Raw genomic sequence first — 21,273 nt, 5'->3', positions numbered from 1 at the left:
TGCAACCAGGACAGTCATGACCGAGGCGGCGCAGGCGGGTGGAGAGGCGAAGCGGTTGAAGCTGCAGCGCAAGCTTGCCAATCCCTTCGGAAACCGAGTTGGTCAAGGAGTCCGGAGTCGCACGCATGACCGTTTCGCGCGTGTTGCGCGAGTTGAGCGCACAACGTGTGCTGACGCGGCGGTATCTTTGAGGCCGAGCTTCGCCAGGTTGAATTGGCCTTTGCGAATGCGATGCGTCAACTCAATGCCTGCAAGAGTGATCGCGGCGTTCCTGAAACGGTTGTAGCCGAGAATGACATTCGTCCGCTTGGCAATACAGATTTTTCTCTGCTTATACTCACTGTCACCTGAACGGCTCACGCCCAGGTCCCACGCTGCACGCCGACAAAAAACCACGACGTCAGTCGACAACACGGCACGCGACTCACGTTTCGCAACCGCAGTTCTTACATATCAGGTGGGACCTCTTATGCTAAATCGTGCTTTTGGTGCAGCGATTTCATCGTTGCTCGTGGCAGGCGCGGCAGTTGCACCGGCCATCGCGCATGCCGACGACAGCTTCGCGCAGGACGACGGCGCGTCGCATGGCCGGCCGGTCAAGGTGATGATCATTTCGATGTTCGGTCCGGAAGGCCAGGTGTGGCTCGATCATCTCGGCCCGTGGCAGGACATCACCGTCGCGGGCCTGTCTCCTGACTACCCTGCCGTACACTGCAATCGCAAGGAGGTCTGCGTGATGACGACGGGCATGGGGCACGCGAATGCCGCCGCGTCGATCATGGCGCTGACGTTCTCGCCGCGTTTCGACTTGCGTCATACGTACTTCATGGTGGCGGGCATCGCTGGTATTGATCCGCTTCAGGGCACCGTCGGTTCCGCTGCGTGGGCGAACTGGCTGGTCGACTTCGGGATTCAATGGGAAATCGACGGACGCGAAATTCCGCCGGGCTGGAATACCGGCTATCTCGGCATCAACACGACGGGCCCGACGCAGAAGCCGCCGCTCGACTATCGCACCGAAGTGTTCCAGCTCAATCCGGCGCTTTCGAACGCGGCATTCGCGCTGTCGCGCAACGTGACGCTGACCGACGACGCACAGGCGCAGGCTGCCCGCGCCAAATACAACTATGCGCCCGCGAACCGTCCGCCGACCGTGATCCAGTGCGACACGCTGGCAGGCGATACCTGGTGGTCGGGCACCGATCTCGGCGAGCGCGCGCGGCAATGGACGAAGATCCTGACCGACGGCAAGGGCACCTATTGCACGACGCAGCAGGAAGACAACGCCACCTTCGAGGCGCTGACGCGCGCGGCGACCGTGCATCGCGTTGACCTGAACCGTGTCGCGGTGCTGCGCGCTGGCTCGGACTTCGACCGGCCGTACGCGGGCCAGTCGAGCGCGGACAACCTGCTCAACTACTCGTCGCAGGGCGGCTTCACGATCGCGATCGACAATCTGTTCCTCACGGGCAATCCGCTCGTGCAGGACATCGTCACGCATTGGGGCGAGTGGCGCGACGGCGTACCGCAGCGGTAGCGCGTTTGCGGCGTGGTGGAGAGTACCGCGTGCCGGTCTGCACAGCGCTCGTGTCCACCGTTGTCGTCTGCTGCCGCGGCGCGAGCGGTGGCCACGCCTACGCCAACGCAGACCGGTGGTGTGCTCGGAGCACCGGCATGCGACCTCACGGGATCGGACCGCGCCATCTCAGCATTTGTGCTCCTACCTCACCGGAAAAGTGCGCGCGAGGGTCGGTCAGCAACGTGCTCCGCTCACGCTCGTTCCAGTGAGCGCCGCTGGCTTCCTCGATCGCCGGCGTGAGTTTGCGAGGCGCAGGGCTTTCACCATCGAGTCAATTGAGGATGCTGTCCGTCTCTCAGCGTGGAGGTACGTTCGGGTGGTCTGATCCGCCGAACGGCCGCCACTGCGCAAGTCCCGAACCGAGCCCTGCGGGCGCGGTGGCTGCGGCGGCCCCTGCGCGGGCGGTGGCGGCTCCGCGCGCGGCATGATGCGAACATAAGGCCGCGATGCGCCATGCTCATCGGCGTCCCCAGAACCTGCGCTGCACCTGCATCACTTCTTCCTCGACCTCGGCCACGGGTCCAACCAGTTCAATGCGCTTCTGGCAATGGTCGAAGACATACCGCGACGACACACTCATCGTCGAATTCTCTGCATGATTGCCCGTGGCTTGCAGCAGTCGCTCTTCCGTCATTGCAAAAACCACCCGCCCAATGTTGGCCCAATATGCCGTGCCTGCGCACATGCAACATGGCTCAACCGTCGTATAGAGCGTGCAACCCCACAAGAATTGCGGCGTAAAGTTGAGCGCGGCGATACGCGCGAGCACTGCTTCCGCATGATTGACGGAATCGACATTGCCCTGTTCTATTAGAACCGACTCCTGATCAGGCCCGACGAGTATGGCGCCAAACGGGTGACGGCCCAACAGCATCGCACGTTCCGCGATAACGCTTGCATGGCGCAGATGGCGGATGATCTGCTCGCGTGTCGGCGCGAGCCCCTGCTCAGGGAACGCCGACGCGTTCTGTTGCGGGGAAATGACAAGGCTCAAAGTGTGTCTCCTCCACGTTGGCTGAGTTACTTCGGCAACGTGCCCTCGACCCCCTGCACGAACCAGTTGAGCCGCAGCAACTCGGCGTCGGGCAGCGACGTGCCGGCTGCCACCTTGATCGCGCCATTCTGATCCCTGATCGGTCCGGAGAACGGATCGAATCTGCCAGCGATAATGTCGTCGCGCTTTTGCGCCAGCGCTTTTTGCGCGGCAGGCGGTACGGCTGTAGTGTTGATGTCAGCGAGGTCGATTGCTTTTTCCTTGAGACCCCACCACGTCGGCGCGTTGGTCCACGTGCCGGATTGCACCTGTTCGATCAGGTGAGAGTAGTAGACGCCCCAGTAGCTCACGCATGCGCCCAGTTGGGCATTCGGGCCGAACTTCTTCATGTCCGAGTCCCAACCGAACGCGTGCACATTCTTCTGCTCGGCAGTCTGCATTGTCGCCGTCGAATCGGTGTTCTGGATCAGCACGTCGGCTCCCTGGCCGATCAGCGTTTCGGCCGCCTGTTTCTCCTTGCCTGGATCGAACCAGCTATTGATCCATATGACCTTTACCTTCGCATTCGGATTGATCGAACGCGCACCCATTGTGAAGGCGTTAATGTTGCGCACCACTTCCGGGACCGGCACCGAGGCGACGAAGCCGAGCGTATTCGTCTTCGTCGTATAGCCGGCGACGAGCCCAGCCAGATAGGCGCTCTGGTACGTGCGCACGTCATAGGTCGCAAAGTTCGTGGCCTTCTTGTATCCGGTCGCATGCTCGAAGACGACGTCGGGATAATCCTTTGCAGTCTTCAGTTCGAAGTCCTGGAATCCGAAGCTCGAGCCCACGATAATCTTGTTGCCCTTGTTCGCGAGGTCGCGAAACACGCGCTCCGAGTCAGCGGATTCGGGTACGTTCTCGACGCGCGTGACCTTGATCTTGTCACCGAACCTCGCTTCGATCGCCTTCACACCCTGTTCGTGTGCGTAGGTCCAGCCAGCGTCGCCGGGGTTGCCGAGGTAGACGAACGCGACGCCCATCGGCACCGCGGCGGTGGCAGTGGGGCTCAACGCGACATAGATGCCAAGCGCGGCTAAAAGCGTAACCGCAGGGCGCAGTGAGCGCACCACCGCGCGAGCGAAGTTTGTTCTCATGGAGTCTCCGAAGATGGGGAACTGGAAGGAGACGACGCCAGTCGTCCTGACGACTGGCTGCGTCGCGTCAGCGATGATGGTGGTGAGTCAATATCAAGGCCGAAATATTGATTCGTTATGTGTCGTATAACGGAATGGATATGAAGCCATTGGGAAATTGGCCTGCGGATCGCGGAGTTCGAATAGGAGACCGCGATCGTCGTGTGGACCAGCGACAGGCCGCGCTCGGACATCATTGTCGGATGATGAGATCGGGGGGCAACACCTTAACCGATTCACCTTCACTATTTGCACCAGAACCGTCGCCTCTATCGCCAGCAAGAGCCAGCAGTTCCGTCCACGATTGTGCCGACTTTGACACGGGCCCCTGAGCATAGATCAATGCCGAGGCGAGAGTGGCACGTACGCGCATTTTCGGTGTCTGAGTCCACCGAGGCAGGGGGCAGTTCTTCAAGCGCATCGATGGCCTGCTCAGCACGCGTGCGGCATTCGTGAATCAGGCCCGCATCGAGCAGCGCCTCTGTGAGACCTGCCGCGAGCTCGACTCCAATCCGCGTATCGCCATGCCGCGAGAACGCCCAATCGAAAGCGCTGCGTGCATCATCCAGCGACTGCCGGAAATCGATTTCCAGGTCCAATTGTTCAGCGACACTGTCAGCCAGACACGGTCGCAAGCAATGGGAGGCATAGCGTGCATGGCGCGCCGCGATCAGCCTCTGCTCGCCTTGCGCATGCAGCTTCTCCAGCGCATAGGCACGTGCCGAATCGGAAAGGCGATACCTGCTTACCGGCCCCTCCAGCTCAATGTTGACGAGCGATTTCGCCACCAGATCGCCGATGCCGCCGATCGCGTCCGCCACAGCGTATTTCTCGTCGCACATCACCGCGCACATCGCATCGAACGTAAAGCCGCCGCTAAATACCGCGAGGCGCCTGAACAGTAACTGATGGCATGGATTCAGGATGAAGAAACTCCAGTCGAACGTCGCACGTAAGGTTTGATGGCGTGGCAGAGCGGTCCGGTAGCCGCCCGTCAGCAAACTGAAACGGTCGTGCAGATAGCGATGAACACCCCCAATGCCGAGGCCAGCGACGCGCGTCGCTGCCAGCTCGATCGCCAAAGGAATGCCGTCCAGCCGGCGGCAGATCTCGCCGATGAGATGAATTTCCTCGCAGCCGGCGTATGCATACCGTTGGATTGAATTGACGCGCAGCAAAAACAACTTTACCGCTGGAAACTGGACGATCTCCGCATGGGTTGAATGCGAAGGCGGCACGTCGAGTGGCTCGACCCGGTACACCGTCTCTTGCATCAGGCGAAGTGGTTCACGACTCGTTACCATCACACGCAGAATTTCGCTTGTCGCTACGAGTGCGTCGACGATCCGCGCGACGGCGTCGATCACATGCTCGGCGTTATCCAGCACGAGGAGCAGACGTTTGCCGGAAACCGCCGCAGCCAGTTGCGCAATGTCGACTGCAGCATCGGGCGTGGACAGCCCGCATGCTTCGGCGACCTCGCATAGGACCGCATCCTTCGGTTGTTGCCGTGGCAAGTTCGACAAAACACACAGCGCGGGAAGAATCGTTCGATGCCTGCCGTGCTACCTCTATAGCCAGGCTCGTCTTCCCTATACCGCCGGCTCCAGTGAGCGTCAATACCTGCGTCGTCTGGAGCAACATGCTGATCTGCCGAACGGCTGCGTCGCGGCCTGTGAGCCGGGTTTCGCGTAGCGGCAGGCTACGTCTGAAGGCTCGGGACTCGACCGCAGGAGCCCGGCTCTCAACGGGTCGTTGTCGCAACTGATACCCGCGACCAGGGATCGTGACAATCAGGTTGCGATCCTCACCAAGTATTTTGCGTAACGCGGACAGATGGACCTGGATATTGTTTTCTTCGACGACGGTTTTCGGCCAGACACTATCCAACAATTCGTCTTTCGTAACTAGTCGTCCAGCGGCCGACACGAGCACGGCAAGAATATCGAAGGCGCGAGATCCGACAGGTACGAGCGTGCCGCTTTGGTGCAGCGTCCGCATCTCCAAATCGATCTGAAACCGGCCCAGGTCGATCATGCTGGTGCCGTAATTCGCGGGTCGCTCGGTAACCGTCATGTTTGTGCTCGCATTGATCGAGGTGAGTTGCGCGCCGGCTTTATGCCGATGTCAGTCGCATTCCGGCTAAGCAGAGTTAGTTGCCCGCCTGGTCTGCGCAAGCCTGAACGTCGCGGCGTATGTCTCCAGAAACAGCCTGTTTGATTTATTAAATCTCCGTGACATTGGAGAAAGTTTTGTCTCACCAGACTCGACAGCGCGCCTGCGCCTTCCGGCGGCTGTATTCCCTCGCGAAGGAATTGAGGATTCTGACGGACCGAGTCTGCCAGCTTTACTTTTGTTCACAAGCTGGTCTATAAACAAAATTCTTTTGAAAAGAAATCAAGAATGAATATCGCCCTCGACGAATTGGCGACTTTCATGGCCGTGGTCGATACCGGCTCGATGACGGCAGCTGCCCAACATCTCGACCTGACAGTGTCGGCGGCCAGCCGGACGCTGGGGCGCCTCGAGGAAAAGCTGAAAACGACCTTGATGCGCCGGACCACGCGCAGGATGGAGCTGACCGAGGAAGGGCGCGCGTTCCTTCAACACGCGCGAGCCATCATCGATTCCGTGGAAAGCGCGGAGGAACAGATGGTCGCGCGGCGGGAAAACCCATCGGGGCTCCTGCGGATCAATGCAGCGTCGCCTTTCATGCTGCACGTGATCGCACCGCTTGTGCAAGGCTACCGCGTGCGCTATCCGCACGTTCACCTGGAGCTGAACACGAACGACGGCATCATCGATCTACTCGAGAGCCGCACCGATGTCGCTATTCGAATTGGCCGGCTCAAGGATTCGACGCTGCATAGCCGGCTTGTTGGCAGTAGCCGCATGCGTGTTCTTGCGAGTCCCGACCACCTTGAGGCGCACGGACATCCGCGCGAGGTCGCTGACCTTGGCAAGCACGTACTGCTGGGCTTTACACAACCGGAGTCGCTCAATGTCTGGCCGTTGCTCGGTGCCGACGGTGAGCCGTACCGTATCGAGCCGGTGGCAAGTTCATCGAGCGGCGAGACGCTTCGTCAACTGGCGCTCGAAGGCGTGGGCGTTGTCTGCCTGTCGGATTTCATGACCGACCGGGACCGTGAAACAGGGCGTCTCGTGCAGATCCTCGCCCGTCAGACCAAGGACGTCCGTCAGCCAATCCATGCTGTCTATTACCGCAATACAGCCGTTTCTTCGCGAATAGCGTCGTTCATCGATTATCTGATGGGCGAGATTGGAGGCAACGGGGCGACTCAGCATCAGACTGCGTGGGCGCGTCAAGCTTAGCCCGGATCGACTACAGCCCGTGCCTGGCTATTTGCGAGGTTTAACGTTTCCAGTCGCTTGAACGTCCGTTACGGAGAAATCCAACTGTCCCTTGTGGGTCGGGATGGGCCGATCAGCGTCGGGCAGAGGTCGGCCAGGAGCCTCTCAAAGGCGCGATCGATTGCGCAATGCCCTCAATAGCCATAAGGTGAAGTGGATACCCCTCACCAGTCGATGTGGTGTTTCAGTTCTGTTTCCTGATGTCGCTGAACATCGTCGCTGTGCAGATACAGGCTTGTGGTCGTCAGCGACGCGTGGTCGAGCTTGTCGTGTGCGAGCCGCAGATCGAGGTTGCCATCGGCCATGTTCGACCCCGCGCTATGGCGAAACCAGTGGACAGAAGCGCACTTGAGCCGCGCCGCGCATGCGACGTCCACCCCTGGCAAATATAAACTTGTAATTTAAGAGTACTCTTATTGTATGTTTCGATGAAAAGTCGGAAGATGGAGCTGTTGCATGAACAATGGTTGCAAATGATATTTAACGGCCGTTTCATTTTTTCATTCTATTTTTACATTTTTGGATAACTAATGAAGTCATACATTCTGTGCGCGCTTCTCGCCTGTTCTGCCAGCGTCGCTATAGCTAAGGTGGAGATCGCAGGAAATAATAACCAGAGCACCACGATCAAGAACTCCGGGATTGCCAACTCGGCTGTCGGTGTTGGATCGGAATCTGTTCTAAACGCCAATTCGGTCGAAGGCAACGTGAAGATCGGCGGCAATAACAAGCAAACGCTGAGCATCGAGAACAGCGGTTTGGCCAACTCATCCGTCGGTGCCATGAGTAAGGCGAAGCTCAACATCGGCTCCGTCTCGGGCAAGTAAGTCTTAGGCGCCGCGAACATCGTATCTCGCGGCCTTAGCGGAGCTCACCGAGTGCGCGCCATTCTCTTCGCAATAGTTACTAATGCTGTCATTTTCGCCGCACTGCATGGCGCGTCCACGCGCGCCAACGAAATTGGTTCTCGAACCGGTCTTGATCCCAGTCAACAGAGCAAGGTGACCAGTGCACTGGCGAGAAATCGTCTGTTGTCGAAAAGCACCGGGGCGGATGCCAACCCTGGCTCTTCTTCGTCCAGTAGTTCCGCGTCATCAGGCGCGTCTGTTGGCAAGGGCTGCACAACAGACATCGGCAATGTAGACCTTGGTAACCAGCGTCCAGGGGTCAGGGCGCCGAAAGATAATATCGTCGTTATCAAGGGTCCCATAGTTAACGGCTGTTGAGTGCCACTTATTGTTTTTTCAGGCGAATCAATTGGGAATTTACCGTTATTTTCAACGGAGGCCGCACCCTGTCGTCTCCGTTGCAGGTCGTGTTTGCGCGGCCATCACAGCGGTTTCGGTCACATCGTGTGCGCTTACGCCTCGCGACCATAAGGAAGTCATTTCGCAGGCCTATTCCGAAGGCAGTCCCGTCGTCGAGCCGGTTCGTTCGATCAGCTCCTTCAGTCGCTCGTTGGCGTGCATGGACGAAATGCTCGCCAGCACCCATCAGACTCCTATCCGCATCACGAGTAAATCTATCGCCGATCCCTCCGGCAAGGCTGGAACATCGGTCAAGGACCTCGTGATTACCGCGCTGGCGCAAATGTCCGAGCGCAGCAAGACGTTCCAGTTCGTCGATTACGAAATCAATCTGGTTCAGCAGGACACTGTTCAATATCTCAGCAGTCTGCTGCTCGGAATGAACGCAATGAACATCGAGCCGCCGCAGGTCTATGTGTCCGGCGCGGTTAGCTATATCGACGAAAACGTTGTCGGCAAGCGGCGTAGCCTCGGCACTTCGGCAGACGGGTCGATTCGTGGTCACGAATTCAGCACAGACTTGGCCTATGATGGCGACGTGCATGCGTCGATTATTGCGCTGGAATTGCACCTGGGCGAGTTACGAACCCGCACGCTGGTGCCAGGTATCTATGCGGCCAACTCCGCCATCGTTGCAAAAAGCGGCAGCGGAATCGAAGGGGGCGGCACGATCTTCAAGACGGGGGTGCAGTTCTCGTTGAGCAACGACCATAGCCAGGGGTCCGGACTCGCACTGCGCAGCCTCGTCGATCTCGGCATGATCGAGCTGGTCGGAAAGTGGCTGAAACTGCCATATTGGCAATGTCTGTCGCTCAACGAAGCAGCGCCGGAATTCCAGCGGGAACTGCGCACGTGGTACGACGCGGCAACACCGGCATATCTCACGATGCTCGCGCAGACTGTCCTGCGCCGGGAAACCTATTACGACGGTCCCGTGGACGGTATATCGTCCACCGAACTGAAGGCTGCGATTGCGGAATTCCAGATGGACCAGGACATTCCGTCCACGGGATTGCTGAGCTTCCCGACCTATCAGGCGATGCTTGCGAAGCGAGTTCCGGTTGACGTCCACGGAAATGTACAGAAGGTTGATTTATCCGCGGTCGCTCCGGCGTCGGACGCCTTGTCGTTGAAGGAGGGAGGGCAAGGTCCGATCGACGTCACGCTGAGTGCAGAAGGCGGCGATCATCCTCGGGTGGGTGACGAGCTCAATCTGGACGTGCGGCTCAATCGAAGTGCGGCGCTGCGTTGCTACTACGAAGATGCGAGCCATACCGTTACGCAGATTTATCCCAACCCTTTCGAGCCGATGAGCGAGGTGCAAGCCTATTCGAGCACATCGATTCCTGTTAAAGACAAGCGATTTTCAATCCGTTTCGAAAAACCGGGCCACGAGGAGGTGCTGTGTTTCGCTGCAAACGCTTCTGTGTTCGAACATCTTCCATCCGAGTTGAAGGGTCCAGGGCTCGAGACCATCACGGGATTCCCGGCACTGGTAGACATTACGAACGCGATGCTTGCGCTCAATGCGCCGAGCCTCAGTGTGGGTCGGCTAAACGTCGCTGTCGGCAGCCGATAGTGGGGCTCCTCCGAGCCCCGCAAACTCAAGTGAAATCGAAATATGCAAAGAAAGATACGTGGCCGATTTCGGCAAAGATGGACTTGCTCGGCCAGCTTCCTTCCGCTGATCGTATCGATGAGTATGCCTTCCGCGCACGCGACCGTGGTCATTCACCAATCCACGATAGCGCCGGATGTCCAGGGACTGTCTGACAGGTTTTCCGACTTCCGTATTCGCGGTGAGAGCGATGCATCGTTCTCTGCAAAGCGCGGCGTGACCGAGCAAGGCGCAACCACATACGACGATCTGGCCGACAAGACCTATGACGACGGCCTTACGGCGTATCGTGCTGGCATGGCGGCAATGGAATCGAATGACACTGGTCGCCAGTTTCAATACGCGGCAGCGATCTGGCAGCAAGGTCTAAATTCCGGTGACGCTCGGAACTATGTTGCAATGGCTGTGCTGTACCTGTACGGGCGTGGTGTTGCACGCGACCTCTTCTCCGCTCAGTCCTACGCGAATGATGTGGCTGTGAAGGGCAATGCCGGCGGACGACTGGTTTTGGGACTCGTTATGCAGGCAACTGGAGATGTGGAGAAAGGACTACGCGAGATTCGTACGGCGGCGTCAGCAGGCAACCGGGTCGCCGAGAACGAACTCGGAGTAATCTACGAGTCGGGCGACGGAGTCCCGGAAGATCTGGCCGAAGCAAAGCGATGGTACGCCTCTGCCGCTATGAAGGGACTGGTTGCTGCCTCTCGCAACCTGATGCGATTGAATGGCGGGAATGAACCGAAAACAGCCCGCGAGCAATTTACCGATGTACGTCAGGAAGCAGAGAAGGGCGATCGGGTTGCGATGTATGAACTCGCGACGATGTACCACATCGGCAAGGGGACCACTATCAATTATTCGGCGGCGCTCGTCTGGTACAGGCGCTCCGCAGAGCGACAGTACTCCCGCGCGAAGAATATGCTTGGATTGATCTTCTCAGCAACTAATGGCGAGCAGCTTGATCCTGCCTGGATGAGACAGATTGCGCAGACAAGCATTGCTTCGTCCTCCAATATCTCCGCCGACAAGCCGCTACACGCAGATATTCTCTCGGAAGAGGTTGTTGAAAAATGAATCTAGGAAGACACGTAATGGCAATGTGCCGCGCTTTGCTATTTGTCTATGTGGCGCTATTCGGCCGCGCTGCGCTGGCCGAAAATTCATTCACCGAATCCAATCAGGTACTCGAACTGCATAATGTCACTATTACTAACAGGCAAATCGGTCCGGGTTCGACGGCGACAATGAATATCAGTGGTGTTCGGCCGTCCAGCGTGACTAAAGGATCTGCATCGGATCAGGTTTCGTCGTCACACATCGTCCTTCAGAATACTGAATTGAAGGGGGTGAGCTGGAAGAAGAAGGATCTGTCCCATGCGACTCTTGAAAACGTTGGTGCAGTCCGTGCCGACCTCGCCTCGGCATCGTTGCGGGAAAGCGTGAGCAAAAATGTGGATTTCAGTGGCGCGGATCTATCTGGTGTCGACTTTTCTCGAGCCGACCTGACAAACGTCTCGTTCGATAACGCGAATCTACGCAATTCCAACTTCGAAGACGCGCGGTTTGTGAATGTAAGCTGGAGCGGATCTGATCTGTCTGGTGCCCGATGGACCCACGGGCAACGGTGTCTGCCTAAGTCGATCAATGGGTGCAAGCTGGAATAAGGCTCGGCTGAGCAATGAGCGCACCGAGACCTGCCTGGCGGGGCGACTCGAGCGGCAGACGGCGTGGTTCGAAAAGCGCCGATTTTGGGTAACACGGACGAACTGAGCCGCACCGCTCGTGGAGGGCGGTGTGTTGATTTTTGATTAGTATCCCGATGTATTCGGAGGTCTTGGGTATCGACCTTCCGCGCTCAGGCTTGCCGCGGTTGAAGCGCTCCGAGTCCCAGCATCGTGAGCCAGTGCGGGTGGTCCCGCCCTGTCATCAACTCGCACGGACTTTTGCCTTGACGCTCGGCCCGGCGGCTGCGCACGAAGCGCCGATGATTCAGGAAGAAGCGCAGTAGGTCGAGGTAAGGGGCGCCCAGATGGCGACGCAGCGTGAAATAGTTGCGCAAGCGCGAGTTCAGATTTTCGACGAGCGCACTGCTGCGCGGCGTGTGGGCCATGGCCTCGGACACCGCGGCGAACACGGCGTGGAACTGGCCGCCCAGTCTGGCGCGTAGCCGGCCCCATCCCTGCCAGTACGCGGGTGAGGTGCGCGGCTTGCGATGCAGCACACACGCGGCGCGCACGAGCTCGTCCGAGACGTTGGCGCGCTGCGCGATCGCGGCGAGCTTCTCATCGAGCACGCCGGCGAACGCGAGCAGGTCATCGCGCTGGTTCTGCAGCGCGATGCGCACCGGGCGGATGCGGCACGTATCCAGCGCTTCGCGCACGCCCAATTCCTCGACGATGAAGTCGAACAGCGCTTGCCGCGTGGCGAGTTGCGGACCCGCCAGCGACACGATGTCATGACTGAGCCACTGGGTCAGCGTGCGGATGTCGCAGGCAAACTGATGCGCCTGCGCTTCTGTCCGACGTGCCCGCCTCAGCTGGGCAGCGAAGCCGCCGGCGCACCCCCGCGAGCGCGGCTGGTTGAGCCTGGCTTGCAGCTTCTCGCGCCGCGACCGGGCGCCCCTGGCGAGGGTTGCCCAGCGTGTTGGCCAGTCCTTCGCACTGGCGCTGGATGTGGAACACATCGCCATGGCACGGCGTGTCGCCCCAGGAGGCCTTCTGCCCGGCGCGCAGGCCCCGGCCGGCATCGGCAATCGTGTAGTCGGGCGCCAGTCCCTGCTGCGCCGCGTCCAGCAGGTGCACGCCCCAGGTGTCGCCGTCGCGATGGGCCTCGGCCGCCAGCAAGTAGCAGTAGGTCGACTCGGCATCGACGCCGGCCAGCACCGGCCGCGAGCCCTGGAAGATCTCGTCGTGCAAGCCCACGCGAATGCCGGACAGGTCTTGCTCGCGGTTGAGCGCGGCCGCTTGCTGCGCGGCCCATTGCTGCACGGCCCATTGCTGCACGTCGTGAACGTTGCCCACACTGGTGGACACGCCCAGCAAGTCGCGCATGAACTCCACCACGCCGCGATACGAGCTGCGGCAGATCAGCGTCAGCGCGACCATCACCTGACGCAGCCACCTCTTGCTGACCGGCAACTCGAACAGCACTTCATCCTCCGGTATCGCTGACGCAAACGCGTCCGCCAGCGCGACGCCGGCCTTGCGCGTTTGCGCGTAGACGAACTTGCGGCTCACGCCGTCCCGCGCGGCCAGCGCGCTGATCGTCTCGGATCCCTCGAGACAGGGGTGGCAAAAGCGTGTCCGGGCCAGATTGCTTGAAACAGCCCGCGATTCAATGCAGCCAATAATGCGATTTCGGCTTTCCCGATTGACGGCCATCTGGCGTATTCTTACGTGCAAAACGTGAGAACGATTTAAAAAGAACGCTGATAAGGGGGTACGATGGACGTCCAACAAGAACCGGATCTGGAATCCGTAACCGCCGAGGAAACAACCCCTGCGCCGCTGCTTCTGGAGATCGAGGCCGACCCAACACTGGGCTATGCGTCGATCCAGAATTCCGTGCCCGTAGTCCGTGCCTTGCGCGTAACGAACCGCGGTAGCGAACCTCTCGAGGCCGTGGATGTCCTGGTCGGGTGCAATCCTCGCTTCGCTCAAGGCGTGAAGCTTCACTTTGCAAAGCTCACTCCGGACGAAAGCAGGCGCATATCCCCTTTAGATCTGGCAGCCGACCACGGTTATCTGGCCGACCTCCAGGAGGCTATTACCTCATCGGTTACTGTGGTCGCGCAGGCCGGCGATATAGAACTGGCCCGGATAAACCACCCCGTCGAGATTCTGGCCTACGATCAATGGGCCGGTACGCGCGCCATGCCCGAGTTGCTCGCGTGCTTCTCAATGCCGAACAACCCGGCGATCGACATCCTCATTGGCAAGGCGTCCAAGTTGCTTCGCGAGCAGCACAGCGACCTGTCGATGAATGGATATCAGTCGAAGAGCCGCGATGTGGTGTGGAAGCAGATTTCCGCGATTTACAGCACGCTGGCCGCGGAGAATTTGCAATACGCTGAGCCGCCAGCTTCTTTCGGGGTGGATGGTCAGAAAATCCGAACCCCTGACCGTGTTATCGAGGGAAGAGTAGCCACTTGCCTTGACCTCGCGATGCTTTTCTCGTCATGTCTGGAGCAGGCTGGTCTACGTCCCGTTGTCTTGCTCAAGGATGGTCATGCCTGGGTAGGTGTATGGCTTCATCAGGCCTGTTTCGCCGATCCTCTCACCGACGATGTTCAGGCGGTACGGAAACGCGTCGATAGCGGCGAGTTTCTGGTATTCGAGACCACGGCAGTCGCACAGCATTCGAGCCGTCGCCCCTCGTTGAGAATCGCCCTGGAACAGGGTGCGGTCCATCTGCTCGAAGAAGGCACGTTCCGGTATGCGGTTGATATCCATCGGGCCCGAGAACTGCAAATCAGGCCATTGCCGTCCCGCGTAGCAGGGATTAAGCGATCCGAGACCGAAGACGCGGAAAAGCCCGCGGCCATTGAACCGACGCCGGTCCTCCCACCGCTTGACCCAGAGTCTCTGACGTCTCTCGATCTAGGTGGCGACGAGACGCCGGAAGGGCGCTTGTCGAAGTGGAAATCCCGGTTGCTGGATCTGACGCTTCGTAACCGGCTTCTCAACTTCAAGTCGACTAAATCGACACTGGCGCTGGTCGCGCCGGACCTGGCCAAGCTCGAGGACGCCATCGCCGAAGGCGTCGAGTTTCGCGTGCGGCCAATGCCGACCCTGATGGAGGGAAATGATCCGCGCATGGCCGAGGTCCATGCGAGTCGCAGCGGACACCACCCCCTTGACGACATGGCACTCAACGCCCTGGACAACAAGGAGTTGATCGCACGGATGCCGCAGGAGGCGTTGGATGGCAACCTTCTGAGCATTTTTAGTGCGGCGCGGACTGGTTTGGAAGAAGGCGGCGCGAACACACTCTATCTCGCCTTGGGCATGTTGCGGTGGACGGAGGCGGAAAGCGCCGAGAGCGTGCATCAGGCGCCTATCATCCTGGTTCCCGTGGCGCTACAGCGCCAGTCGGTGCGAAGCGGTTTCCGGCTTAGCCGTCATGACGATGAGACGATCATCAATCCAACGCTGCTGCAGATGTTGCGTTCGAACTTCGAATTGCGCATTCCAGGTTTGGACGTTATGCCGATGGATGAGAAGGGCGTCGACGTCGGGAAGGTGCTCCAGGCGTTCCGTCTGGCGGTGCGCGAGATCCCCAAGTGGGAGGTCGTCGAGCAGGCGCACCTGGGTATTTTCTCTTTCACCAAGTATTTGATGTGGAAGGATCTCCAGGATCGGACAGAGCAACTCAAGGCGAATCGAGTAGTCCGACATCTCATAGAGAACCCCGGGCAAGCATTTGAGAAGGAGGAGGGCGACGAACGTTTCGAGAGGCTGGATGAATCGCACAAGCCTCAGGACCTGTTCACGCCAATGCTGTCTGACTCGTCGCAGCTAAAGGCCATCTGCGTAGTCGACTCCGGGCGTGATCTGGTTCTTGAGGGCCCGCCCGGTACGGGCAAAAGCCAAACCATCACAAACCTGATTGCCCATTTGTTAGCGAGAGGTAAGACGGTCCTGTTCGTATCCGAGAAGATGGCCGCGTTGGAGGTTGTGCATCGGCGACTCGAGTCGGTCGGTCTGGGGCCGTTTTGTCTTGAACTGCATTCGTCCAAAGCGCGGAAGTCGGAAGTCCTGCAGCAACTCGGCAAGGCTCTGGATTTCAGCGGCCAGCGAACGAGCGAAGACTGGAGCCGGGAAGCAGGACGTCTGGCCCAACTGCGGCAGGATCTGAACGATCTCGTCGATGCATTACATCACCCGCACTCCAACGGGCTCACCGTATATCAGGCAATCGGAACTTGCATCGCGCACGATGGCGAGGAAGCCTCCCTGATGTCTTGGGCAGATGCATCCGCTCACGATCACAAATCCCTCGAAAGCCTGCGAGAAACATCGAGACGGATGGCCACCCTTTCCGGGGCGCTCGTCGCGCTGCATGGCCATCCGCTTGAACATATTGGCAGAACCGACTGGAGTCCGAGCTGGCAGGACGAACTCTTGACAACTGCGCGTTTGCTTGAGCAGGCGATCCAGGCATTCAAAGGCGGTGCAGCCGAGGCGGAACGCAGCCTGGGACTTCCGGTTTCCGGTTTGAGCCTTGAGGGATACGAAAAGATTGACCGTTTGGCAGACGTTCTGCTCGGAGCGCCACAGGTGCCTCAAGGCGTTGCCGCACAAGCTTACGACGCTGAAGTCCGGGCACAACTGCAACGGCTTGCCCGGCATGGGAAGGCGCGCAACGAGTCATGGAGCAATCTCGAGGCGAGTTGGACTGAGCGGATCTCAGAAGTCAGCGCGAAATCTCTAAAAGACGAGTGGGCGCAAGCGTCGAACACCTGGTGGCCTAAATCAGCGATCAAGAAGCGCGCTATCCGCACACGGCTTGCGAGCTACAGCATTACCGGAGCGCGGCCGACGGACGAAGCTGTTGGAGCAATGTTGCCTCATCTTGCAGGCGTCAATGCCGAGGACGAGCAGCTTCTCGCGATGAAAGGCAACGCGGAACGTGTGCTGCGGGATACGTTCAACGGCGTGAAGACGGACTGGGACCAGGTATTGCGGTGCGAGCAATGGGCGCAACGTTTCTCAGATGCTGTCACCTTGGTTGCTGGAGATCCGGTCGCGGCAGCGGAACTGCAAACCCGTTTCCAGCATATGGTGGTCGAAAACCGTGCTTTGCTGCAGCCGGGAGGTCCGATGAGCAAGTCGCTGGTTGCTTATCGCGACGCGTGGCGTGAAGTGCGTGCCAGCCTGTCGGCGCTGGAAGCACTGGCAGAACCGACTGCACCATTGCAGGGGCCGACTGACACTGACGGCGCTCTGGAGCGGATGCTCGGTATTACTGCGGCGTGGCGTCGGGCGAAGAGCCAGTTTATGTCGTGGTGTCTGTGGCGGCAGGTTCGAGAGCAGGCCGTGCATCTGGGGTTGCAAGGCGTCGTAACTTCGCTGGAAGATGGCCGTGTGCCGCTGGATTGTGTCGAGGAGCACTTCGAGTACAGCTACCAGAATTGGTGGGTGAAAAAGGTCATCGACAAAGACTCGGTGCTGCGCACGTTTTCCAGCGCTGACCACGAACGGAAGATTCGTGAGTTCCGCCAGTCCGACGAGCGATTCCAGCATCTGACGGCGCAACATGTTGCCGCGACGCTTGCTGGCAAGGTGCCGGCGGGAAAAGGCATGGTGGTCAGCAGCGATAGTGAACTCGGGCTGTTGCGAAGGGAACTGCAAAAGAAGACACGCCACGCGCCGGTGCGCCAACTGATGCACGGACTTCCGAGTCTGCTCCCCAAGCTGAAACCGTGTCTGTTGATGTCGCCGCTATCTGTGGCTCAGTATCTCGACGCTGGGCACGCACAGTTTGATGCCGTCGTCTTCGATGAGGCTTCCCAGATTCCCGTGTGGGACGCCGTGGGCGCCATAGCGCGTGGCAAGCAACTGGCCGTTGTTGGAGACACGAAGCAGCTGCCACCCACGAGCTTCTTCAGTAAGTCGACGGATTCAGACGACAACGGCGGCGATGATGCTCAGATCGAAGACCTCGAAAGCATTCTGGACGAATGTCTGGGTGCGGGGATGAATCGTCAGCGGCTGCAGTGGCATTATCGCAGCCGGCATGAGAGTCTGATTACCTTCAGCAACGTTACCTATTACGACTCGCAACTCATCACCTTTCCGTCGCCGGTGACGGACGACGTGGCGGTGCGCCTTGAGCGCGTCACGGGTGTCTACGACAGAGGTGGTAGCCGGACAAACCGGGCAGAGGCCGAAGCGATTGTGCGTGGAATCGAGCAACACTTTCTGGATTCAAAGCACCAACATCTGACTTTGGGCGTTGTCACGTTTAATCAGCCGCAGCAGTCGCTCATTGAGTCGTTGCTTGACGCGCGTCGCCGAGCCAATGCCGCGCTCGACAAGGCGATCTCTGCGCAGTCGCGCGAGCCGTTGTTCATCAAGAACCTTGAGAACGTTCAGGGCGATGAGCGCGACGTGATTCTTTTTTCGATTACCTACGGTCCCGACGCAGCCGGCAAACTCACCATGAACTTTGGGCCACTGAACAGCGAGGGTGGACAGCGACGACTCAACGTGGCGGTGTCCCGTGCTCGCGAAAGAGTGGTGATTTTCAGCACCCTGCGACCGGAGCAGATCGATCTTTCCCGCGTGAGGGCTGCGGGTGTGCGCGACCTGAAGCACTATCTCGAGTTTGCGCTGAAGGGCCCCAAGGCGTTGCTGGAGCAATCATTGCCTACTGGAATGGAGCCGGACAGTCCATTCGAGGGCCAGGTCATCAAGGTGCTCCGCGACCACAACTGGGTTGTTCATCCTCAAGTGGGTTGTTCTGGGTATCGCATCGACATTGGCGTCGTTGATCCCCGAGCACCGGGCCGTTATCTCATCGGGATAGAGTGCGATGGTCGCGCCTACCACTCCGGTGCGACTGCGCGTGATCGAGACCGCCTTCGTCAAGTAGTGCTCGAAGGGTTGGGATGGCGCATACATAGAATCTGGTCGACCGACTGGTGGTTAAATCCGGATGTCGAGGTTCAGAAGCTCCTCGCTCGTTTGGACAAGCTACTTCTCGATGATGATGGTGCCGACGAGGAGGCTCCAGCAGCGGCGTCAATCCCGGAGACGGTAGAGACCGAAATCGTCGACAGCGTTCCTTCGGCCACTCTTGCATCGGACATTGACGTCTCTCTACCTAAGTACACGGTCATCATCCCAGCGGGAGGCAAGCCGGAAGACTTTTACGACCTCACCCACGGCCGGAAGCTGACGGAACAACTGATCGAGATAATCGAAGCTGAAGGACCGATTCACGAGAGTGTCCTTCACCGCAGAGTCGCAAGAGCGTGGGGTTTGGAGCGAACGGGTACGCGAATTGTTGATCGTCTCCGGATGCTGACGCCTCGCGAGCAAGGTCGAACCTCGGACGGAAACGCGACGTTTTACTGGCCAGCTAAGGTAAATCCGGCAGAGTGGGGCGTTTTTCGTGAGGCCTCGGATGAGGAGACTTCACGTCGGAAGGTCGATGATGTGTGCCTGGAAGAGTTGGCTAACGGTGTGCTTCATGTGCTTGAAGAAACGGGCAGTGCACCAACCTCTGACGTCGCCAAATCCGTGTGTCGGCTGATTGGAATGTCGCGTACGCCGGGAGATGCCGAAGCTAGGGTTGGGCTTGCGATATCACGTCTTGTATCAAGTGGGAGCGTGACGATGAGTGGCACCGTTTTGAAGCTTTCGTAATCGAAGGATCGTATGCGGGGCGTGGAGCAGCAGTCGTCAAGACGAGGCTCCACATACGTAAGGTGGCTGTGGTGCAAACTGGGTAGGCGGGCGAGAAATCGCCCATGTTTCGGAGACCTCAACGAGCTGAAAGAACCGGCATCCAAATCGAGGGCGAAGTGGTATCTTTGAGGTGCATGCTGGTGAGATCGAACTGGCCTTTGCGAATGCGATGCATCAGTTCGATGCCGGAGAGGGTAACGGCGGCGCTGTGGAACCGCTTGAACCCGAGCATCACGTTCACCCGCGATTTGATGTGGCAGTGATCCTGCTCAATGAGGTTATTCAGGTACTTCGAGGATCGCAATTTCGTTCGCCTGGGTAGCGACTCGTCGGTCCTCATCTCGCGGACCGCCCGAAGAGATGCCGCGTAGCCGTCCAGCGTAATCGTCTCAGGAGCGCGTCCCTGAGTTCTGATTGCCTTCGCGAAGAACGCCTTTGCTGCCGCCACGTCGCGCCTCGCGCTGAGGCGAAAATCGATCGTCTTTCCCGCTCGGTCAACGGCGCGGTAGAGATAGGCCCATTTGCCGCGATCTTCACGTAGGTCTCGTCGACTCGCCACGACTGACCGGCTGTCGTAGCCAACCGATTCCAGCGTTTGACGAACTCCGGCGTGTAGCGCTTCACCCAACGCAGGATCGTAGTGTGGGCGAGGGACAGGCCGCGCTCAGCCATCATCTCGACAAGATCACGCAGACTGAGCTTGTAGCGCAGATACCAACGCACGCAAAGGACGATGACTTCGCGGTCGAAATGACGCCCGTTGAACAACCGTTTGAGATCTTTCAGCTTGCTCATTGGCTCGTGGTCGTCAAAAGCTCAAGGTAACAGTCCGACGCACCGGAATTGCACCACAACCGGGCAGGCCGGCAGACCAGGCTGATTCAAAAATTACTAAAACCTATCAATATACTTTCATATTAACTTCATAGAATCCTCGCGTCATAGCCGCGCGAGCGTGAACCATGTGGTTTCGGGCTGACTGCGTGCCGGCTGTGTATTCACCCACGCTACCCGAACCCTGGATCACGACAACATGGCAGAGCCGTTCGACATTTCCCGCCGCAAGGCCCTGAAACTACTTGCCGGTGCGCCGATGCTGCCGCTAGGCGGCATCGCCACGGCGTCGATGCTGACCGCTTGCGGCGGCGATCTGGCGAATCCGTCGGCCAATTCCACCACGCCTACTACGCCTGCCACCCCGGTTGCGAACTTCACTTCGGCGTCTTTCACCAGCATGCCGGCGCCGTCGCTCGCCAATCCGTCGCTGATGGCAACCACCACGGTCGGCTCAGGCCTGACGGTTTCGTATTCCGACGGCTCCCAAAAGGCTTACAAACTCGCGTACGAGCCGTTCTTCATGACCGGCGATCTGGTCCCGGACGGCAACGGCGGCACCGTGCCGGCCGGCGGGTACTTCGACATCAACAACCAGCCGATCGACGACGATTCGGTGCCCGCGCAACGGCGCCAGTTCTTTTCGGACTCGCCGGACGGTACGTCGCTGCTGAAGATCGATGGCGCGAAGGTCGCCGGCGTAAAGGGCAACACGGTGTTCGCTGTGGTCCAGTTCGAATACACGACGCGCTCGCAGTCCGGCAGTGACATGTATGGCCGCCTCCCGTCGCCGATCGCGGTGCTGACGCTGGATCAGGATCCGGCCACCGGCAAGTTGACGCTCGTCAAGTATCACAACGTCGACACGTCGCCCGCGAATGGGCTGTGGATCACCTGCGGCGCGAGCCTGTCGCCGTGGAACACGCATCTGTCGAGCGAGGAATACGAGCCGGATGCGTTCACGGCCAGCTCGAGCAA

General features: G+C 59.1%; 14 protein-coding genes and 3 pseudogenes. 9 read left to right on the top strand and 8 right to left on the bottom strand.

All coding sequences use genetic code 11. The features are described 5' to 3' along the window. Nucleotides 1-80: 80 nt before the first annotated feature. Both HDG37_RS04010 and HDG37_RS04005 read left to right on the top strand, forming a co-directional pair. A pseudogene (locus HDG37_RS04010) lies at nucleotides 81-179 on the top strand (GntR family transcriptional regulator); the annotation flags it as partial. Nucleotides 180-469: 290 nt separating this feature from the next. After that, nucleotides 470-1,537 carry a purine nucleoside permease gene (locus tag HDG37_RS04005; protein WP_184044550.1) on the top strand — a complete coding sequence of 356 codons (1,068 nt, stop codon included), beginning with the start codon at nucleotides 470-472 and terminating at the stop codon, nucleotides 1,535-1,537. 499 nt (nucleotides 1,538-2,036) lie between these two features. Here the strand turns inward: HDG37_RS04005 and HDG37_RS04000 are convergent, their stop codons facing one another. The 4 genes and pseudogenes from HDG37_RS04000 to HDG37_RS39010 all read right to left on the bottom strand — a co-directional run. Continuing rightward, entirely contained in the window at nucleotides 2,037-2,573 is a 537-nt protein-coding gene (locus HDG37_RS04000) for a nucleoside deaminase (RefSeq protein WP_184044548.1), read from the bottom strand. A 26-nt stretch (nucleotides 2,574-2,599) separates the two neighbouring features. Then, complete coding sequence (locus HDG37_RS03995) at nucleotides 2,600-3,712, bottom strand: BMP family ABC transporter substrate-binding protein (RefSeq protein WP_184044546.1); 1,113 nt, start codon at nucleotides 3,710-3,712, stop codon at nucleotides 2,600-2,602. A gap of 308 nt (nucleotides 3,713-4,020) precedes the next feature. Continuing rightward, on the bottom strand, nucleotides 4,021-5,277 hold the full coding sequence (locus tag HDG37_RS03990) for a hypothetical protein (protein WP_260332777.1): 1,257 nt from the start codon (nucleotides 5,275-5,277) through the stop codon (nucleotides 4,021-4,023). Between the two features lie 295 nt (nucleotides 5,278-5,572). Further along, nucleotides 5,573-5,752: pseudogene (locus tag HDG37_RS39010) on the bottom strand (transcriptional regulator); the annotation flags it as partial. 402 nt (nucleotides 5,753-6,154) lie between these two features. Here HDG37_RS39010 and HDG37_RS03985 point away from each other — a divergent pair. After that, nucleotides 6,155-7,084, top strand: coding sequence for a LysR family transcriptional regulator (locus tag HDG37_RS03985; protein ID WP_184044544.1), 930 nt, complete (start codon nucleotides 6,155-6,157; stop codon nucleotides 7,082-7,084). A 203-nt stretch (nucleotides 7,085-7,287) separates the two neighbouring features. Here HDG37_RS03985 and HDG37_RS03980 read toward each other — a convergent pair whose 3' ends face one another. Further along, a complete protein-coding gene (locus HDG37_RS03980; RefSeq protein WP_409259281.1) occupies nucleotides 7,288-7,500 on the bottom strand; it encodes a tyrosine-type recombinase/integrase in 213 nt (70 codons plus the stop codon). 153 nt (nucleotides 7,501-7,653) lie between these two features. Here HDG37_RS03980 and HDG37_RS03975 point away from each other — a divergent pair, with 153 nt between their 5' ends. From HDG37_RS03975 to HDG37_RS03960, 4 genes are all read left to right on the top strand, one after another. Beyond that, on the top strand, nucleotides 7,654-7,950 hold the full coding sequence (locus tag HDG37_RS03975) for a hypothetical protein (RefSeq protein WP_184044542.1): 297 nt from the start codon (nucleotides 7,654-7,656) through the stop codon (nucleotides 7,948-7,950). A gap of 640 nt (nucleotides 7,951-8,590) precedes the next feature. Next, nucleotides 8,591-10,009 (top strand): DUF4384 domain-containing protein, encoded by a 1,419-nt coding sequence (locus tag HDG37_RS03970; protein ID WP_184044540.1) that lies wholly within the window; start codon nucleotides 8,591-8,593, stop codon nucleotides 10,007-10,009. Between the two features lie 117 nt (nucleotides 10,010-10,126). Continuing rightward, entirely contained in the window at nucleotides 10,127-11,122 is a 996-nt protein-coding gene (locus HDG37_RS03965) for a tetratricopeptide repeat protein (protein WP_184044538.1), read from the top strand. 17 nt (nucleotides 11,123-11,139) lie between these two features. After that, the gene (locus tag HDG37_RS03960; RefSeq protein WP_184044536.1) at nucleotides 11,140-11,712 is read left to right on the top strand and encodes a pentapeptide repeat-containing protein; all 573 of its coding nucleotides are present in this window, start codon (nucleotides 11,140-11,142) and stop codon (nucleotides 11,710-11,712) included. Nucleotides 11,713-11,903: 191 nt separating this feature from the next. On the opposite strand, the gene HDG37_RS03955 is transcribed toward HDG37_RS03960, so the two are convergent. Both HDG37_RS03955 and HDG37_RS03950 read right to left on the bottom strand, forming a co-directional pair. Next, nucleotides 11,904-12,497, bottom strand: coding sequence for a hypothetical protein (locus HDG37_RS03955; RefSeq protein WP_184044534.1), 594 nt, complete (start codon nucleotides 12,495-12,497; stop codon nucleotides 11,904-11,906). Between the two features lie 4 nt (nucleotides 12,498-12,501). Then, complete coding sequence (locus HDG37_RS03950; protein WP_184044532.1) at nucleotides 12,502-13,428, bottom strand: hypothetical protein; 927 nt, start codon at nucleotides 13,426-13,428, stop codon at nucleotides 12,502-12,504. A gap of 63 nt (nucleotides 13,429-13,491) precedes the next feature. On the opposite strand from HDG37_RS03950, the gene HDG37_RS03945 reads away from it, so the two are divergent. After that, entirely contained in the window at nucleotides 13,492-19,419 is a 5,928-nt protein-coding gene (locus HDG37_RS03945) for a DUF3320 domain-containing protein (RefSeq protein ID WP_184044530.1), read from the top strand. A 118-nt stretch (nucleotides 19,420-19,537) separates the two neighbouring features. Here HDG37_RS03945 and HDG37_RS03940 read toward each other — a convergent pair. Next, a protein-coding gene (locus tag HDG37_RS03940; protein WP_409259902.1) for an IS6 family transposase occupies nucleotides 19,538-20,256 on the bottom strand; the annotation gives its coding sequence in 2 pieces (ribosomal slippage) (nucleotides 19,538-19,989 and nucleotides 19,989-20,256; 720 coding nt in all). 238 nt (nucleotides 20,257-20,494) lie between these two features. Between HDG37_RS03940 and HDG37_RS03935 the strand changes: the two are divergent. Next, nucleotides 20,495-21,273, top strand: a pseudogene (locus tag HDG37_RS03935) (alkaline phosphatase); the annotation flags it as partial.

The organism is Paraburkholderia sp. MM5384-R2, from assembly GCF_014201025.1.
Classification (GTDB): domain Bacteria; phylum Pseudomonadota; class Gammaproteobacteria; order Burkholderiales; family Burkholderiaceae; genus Paraburkholderia; species Paraburkholderia tuberum.
The sequence above is the reverse complement of the archived record's forward strand: the minus strand, read 5'-3'. Positions and strand labels throughout refer to the sequence as shown.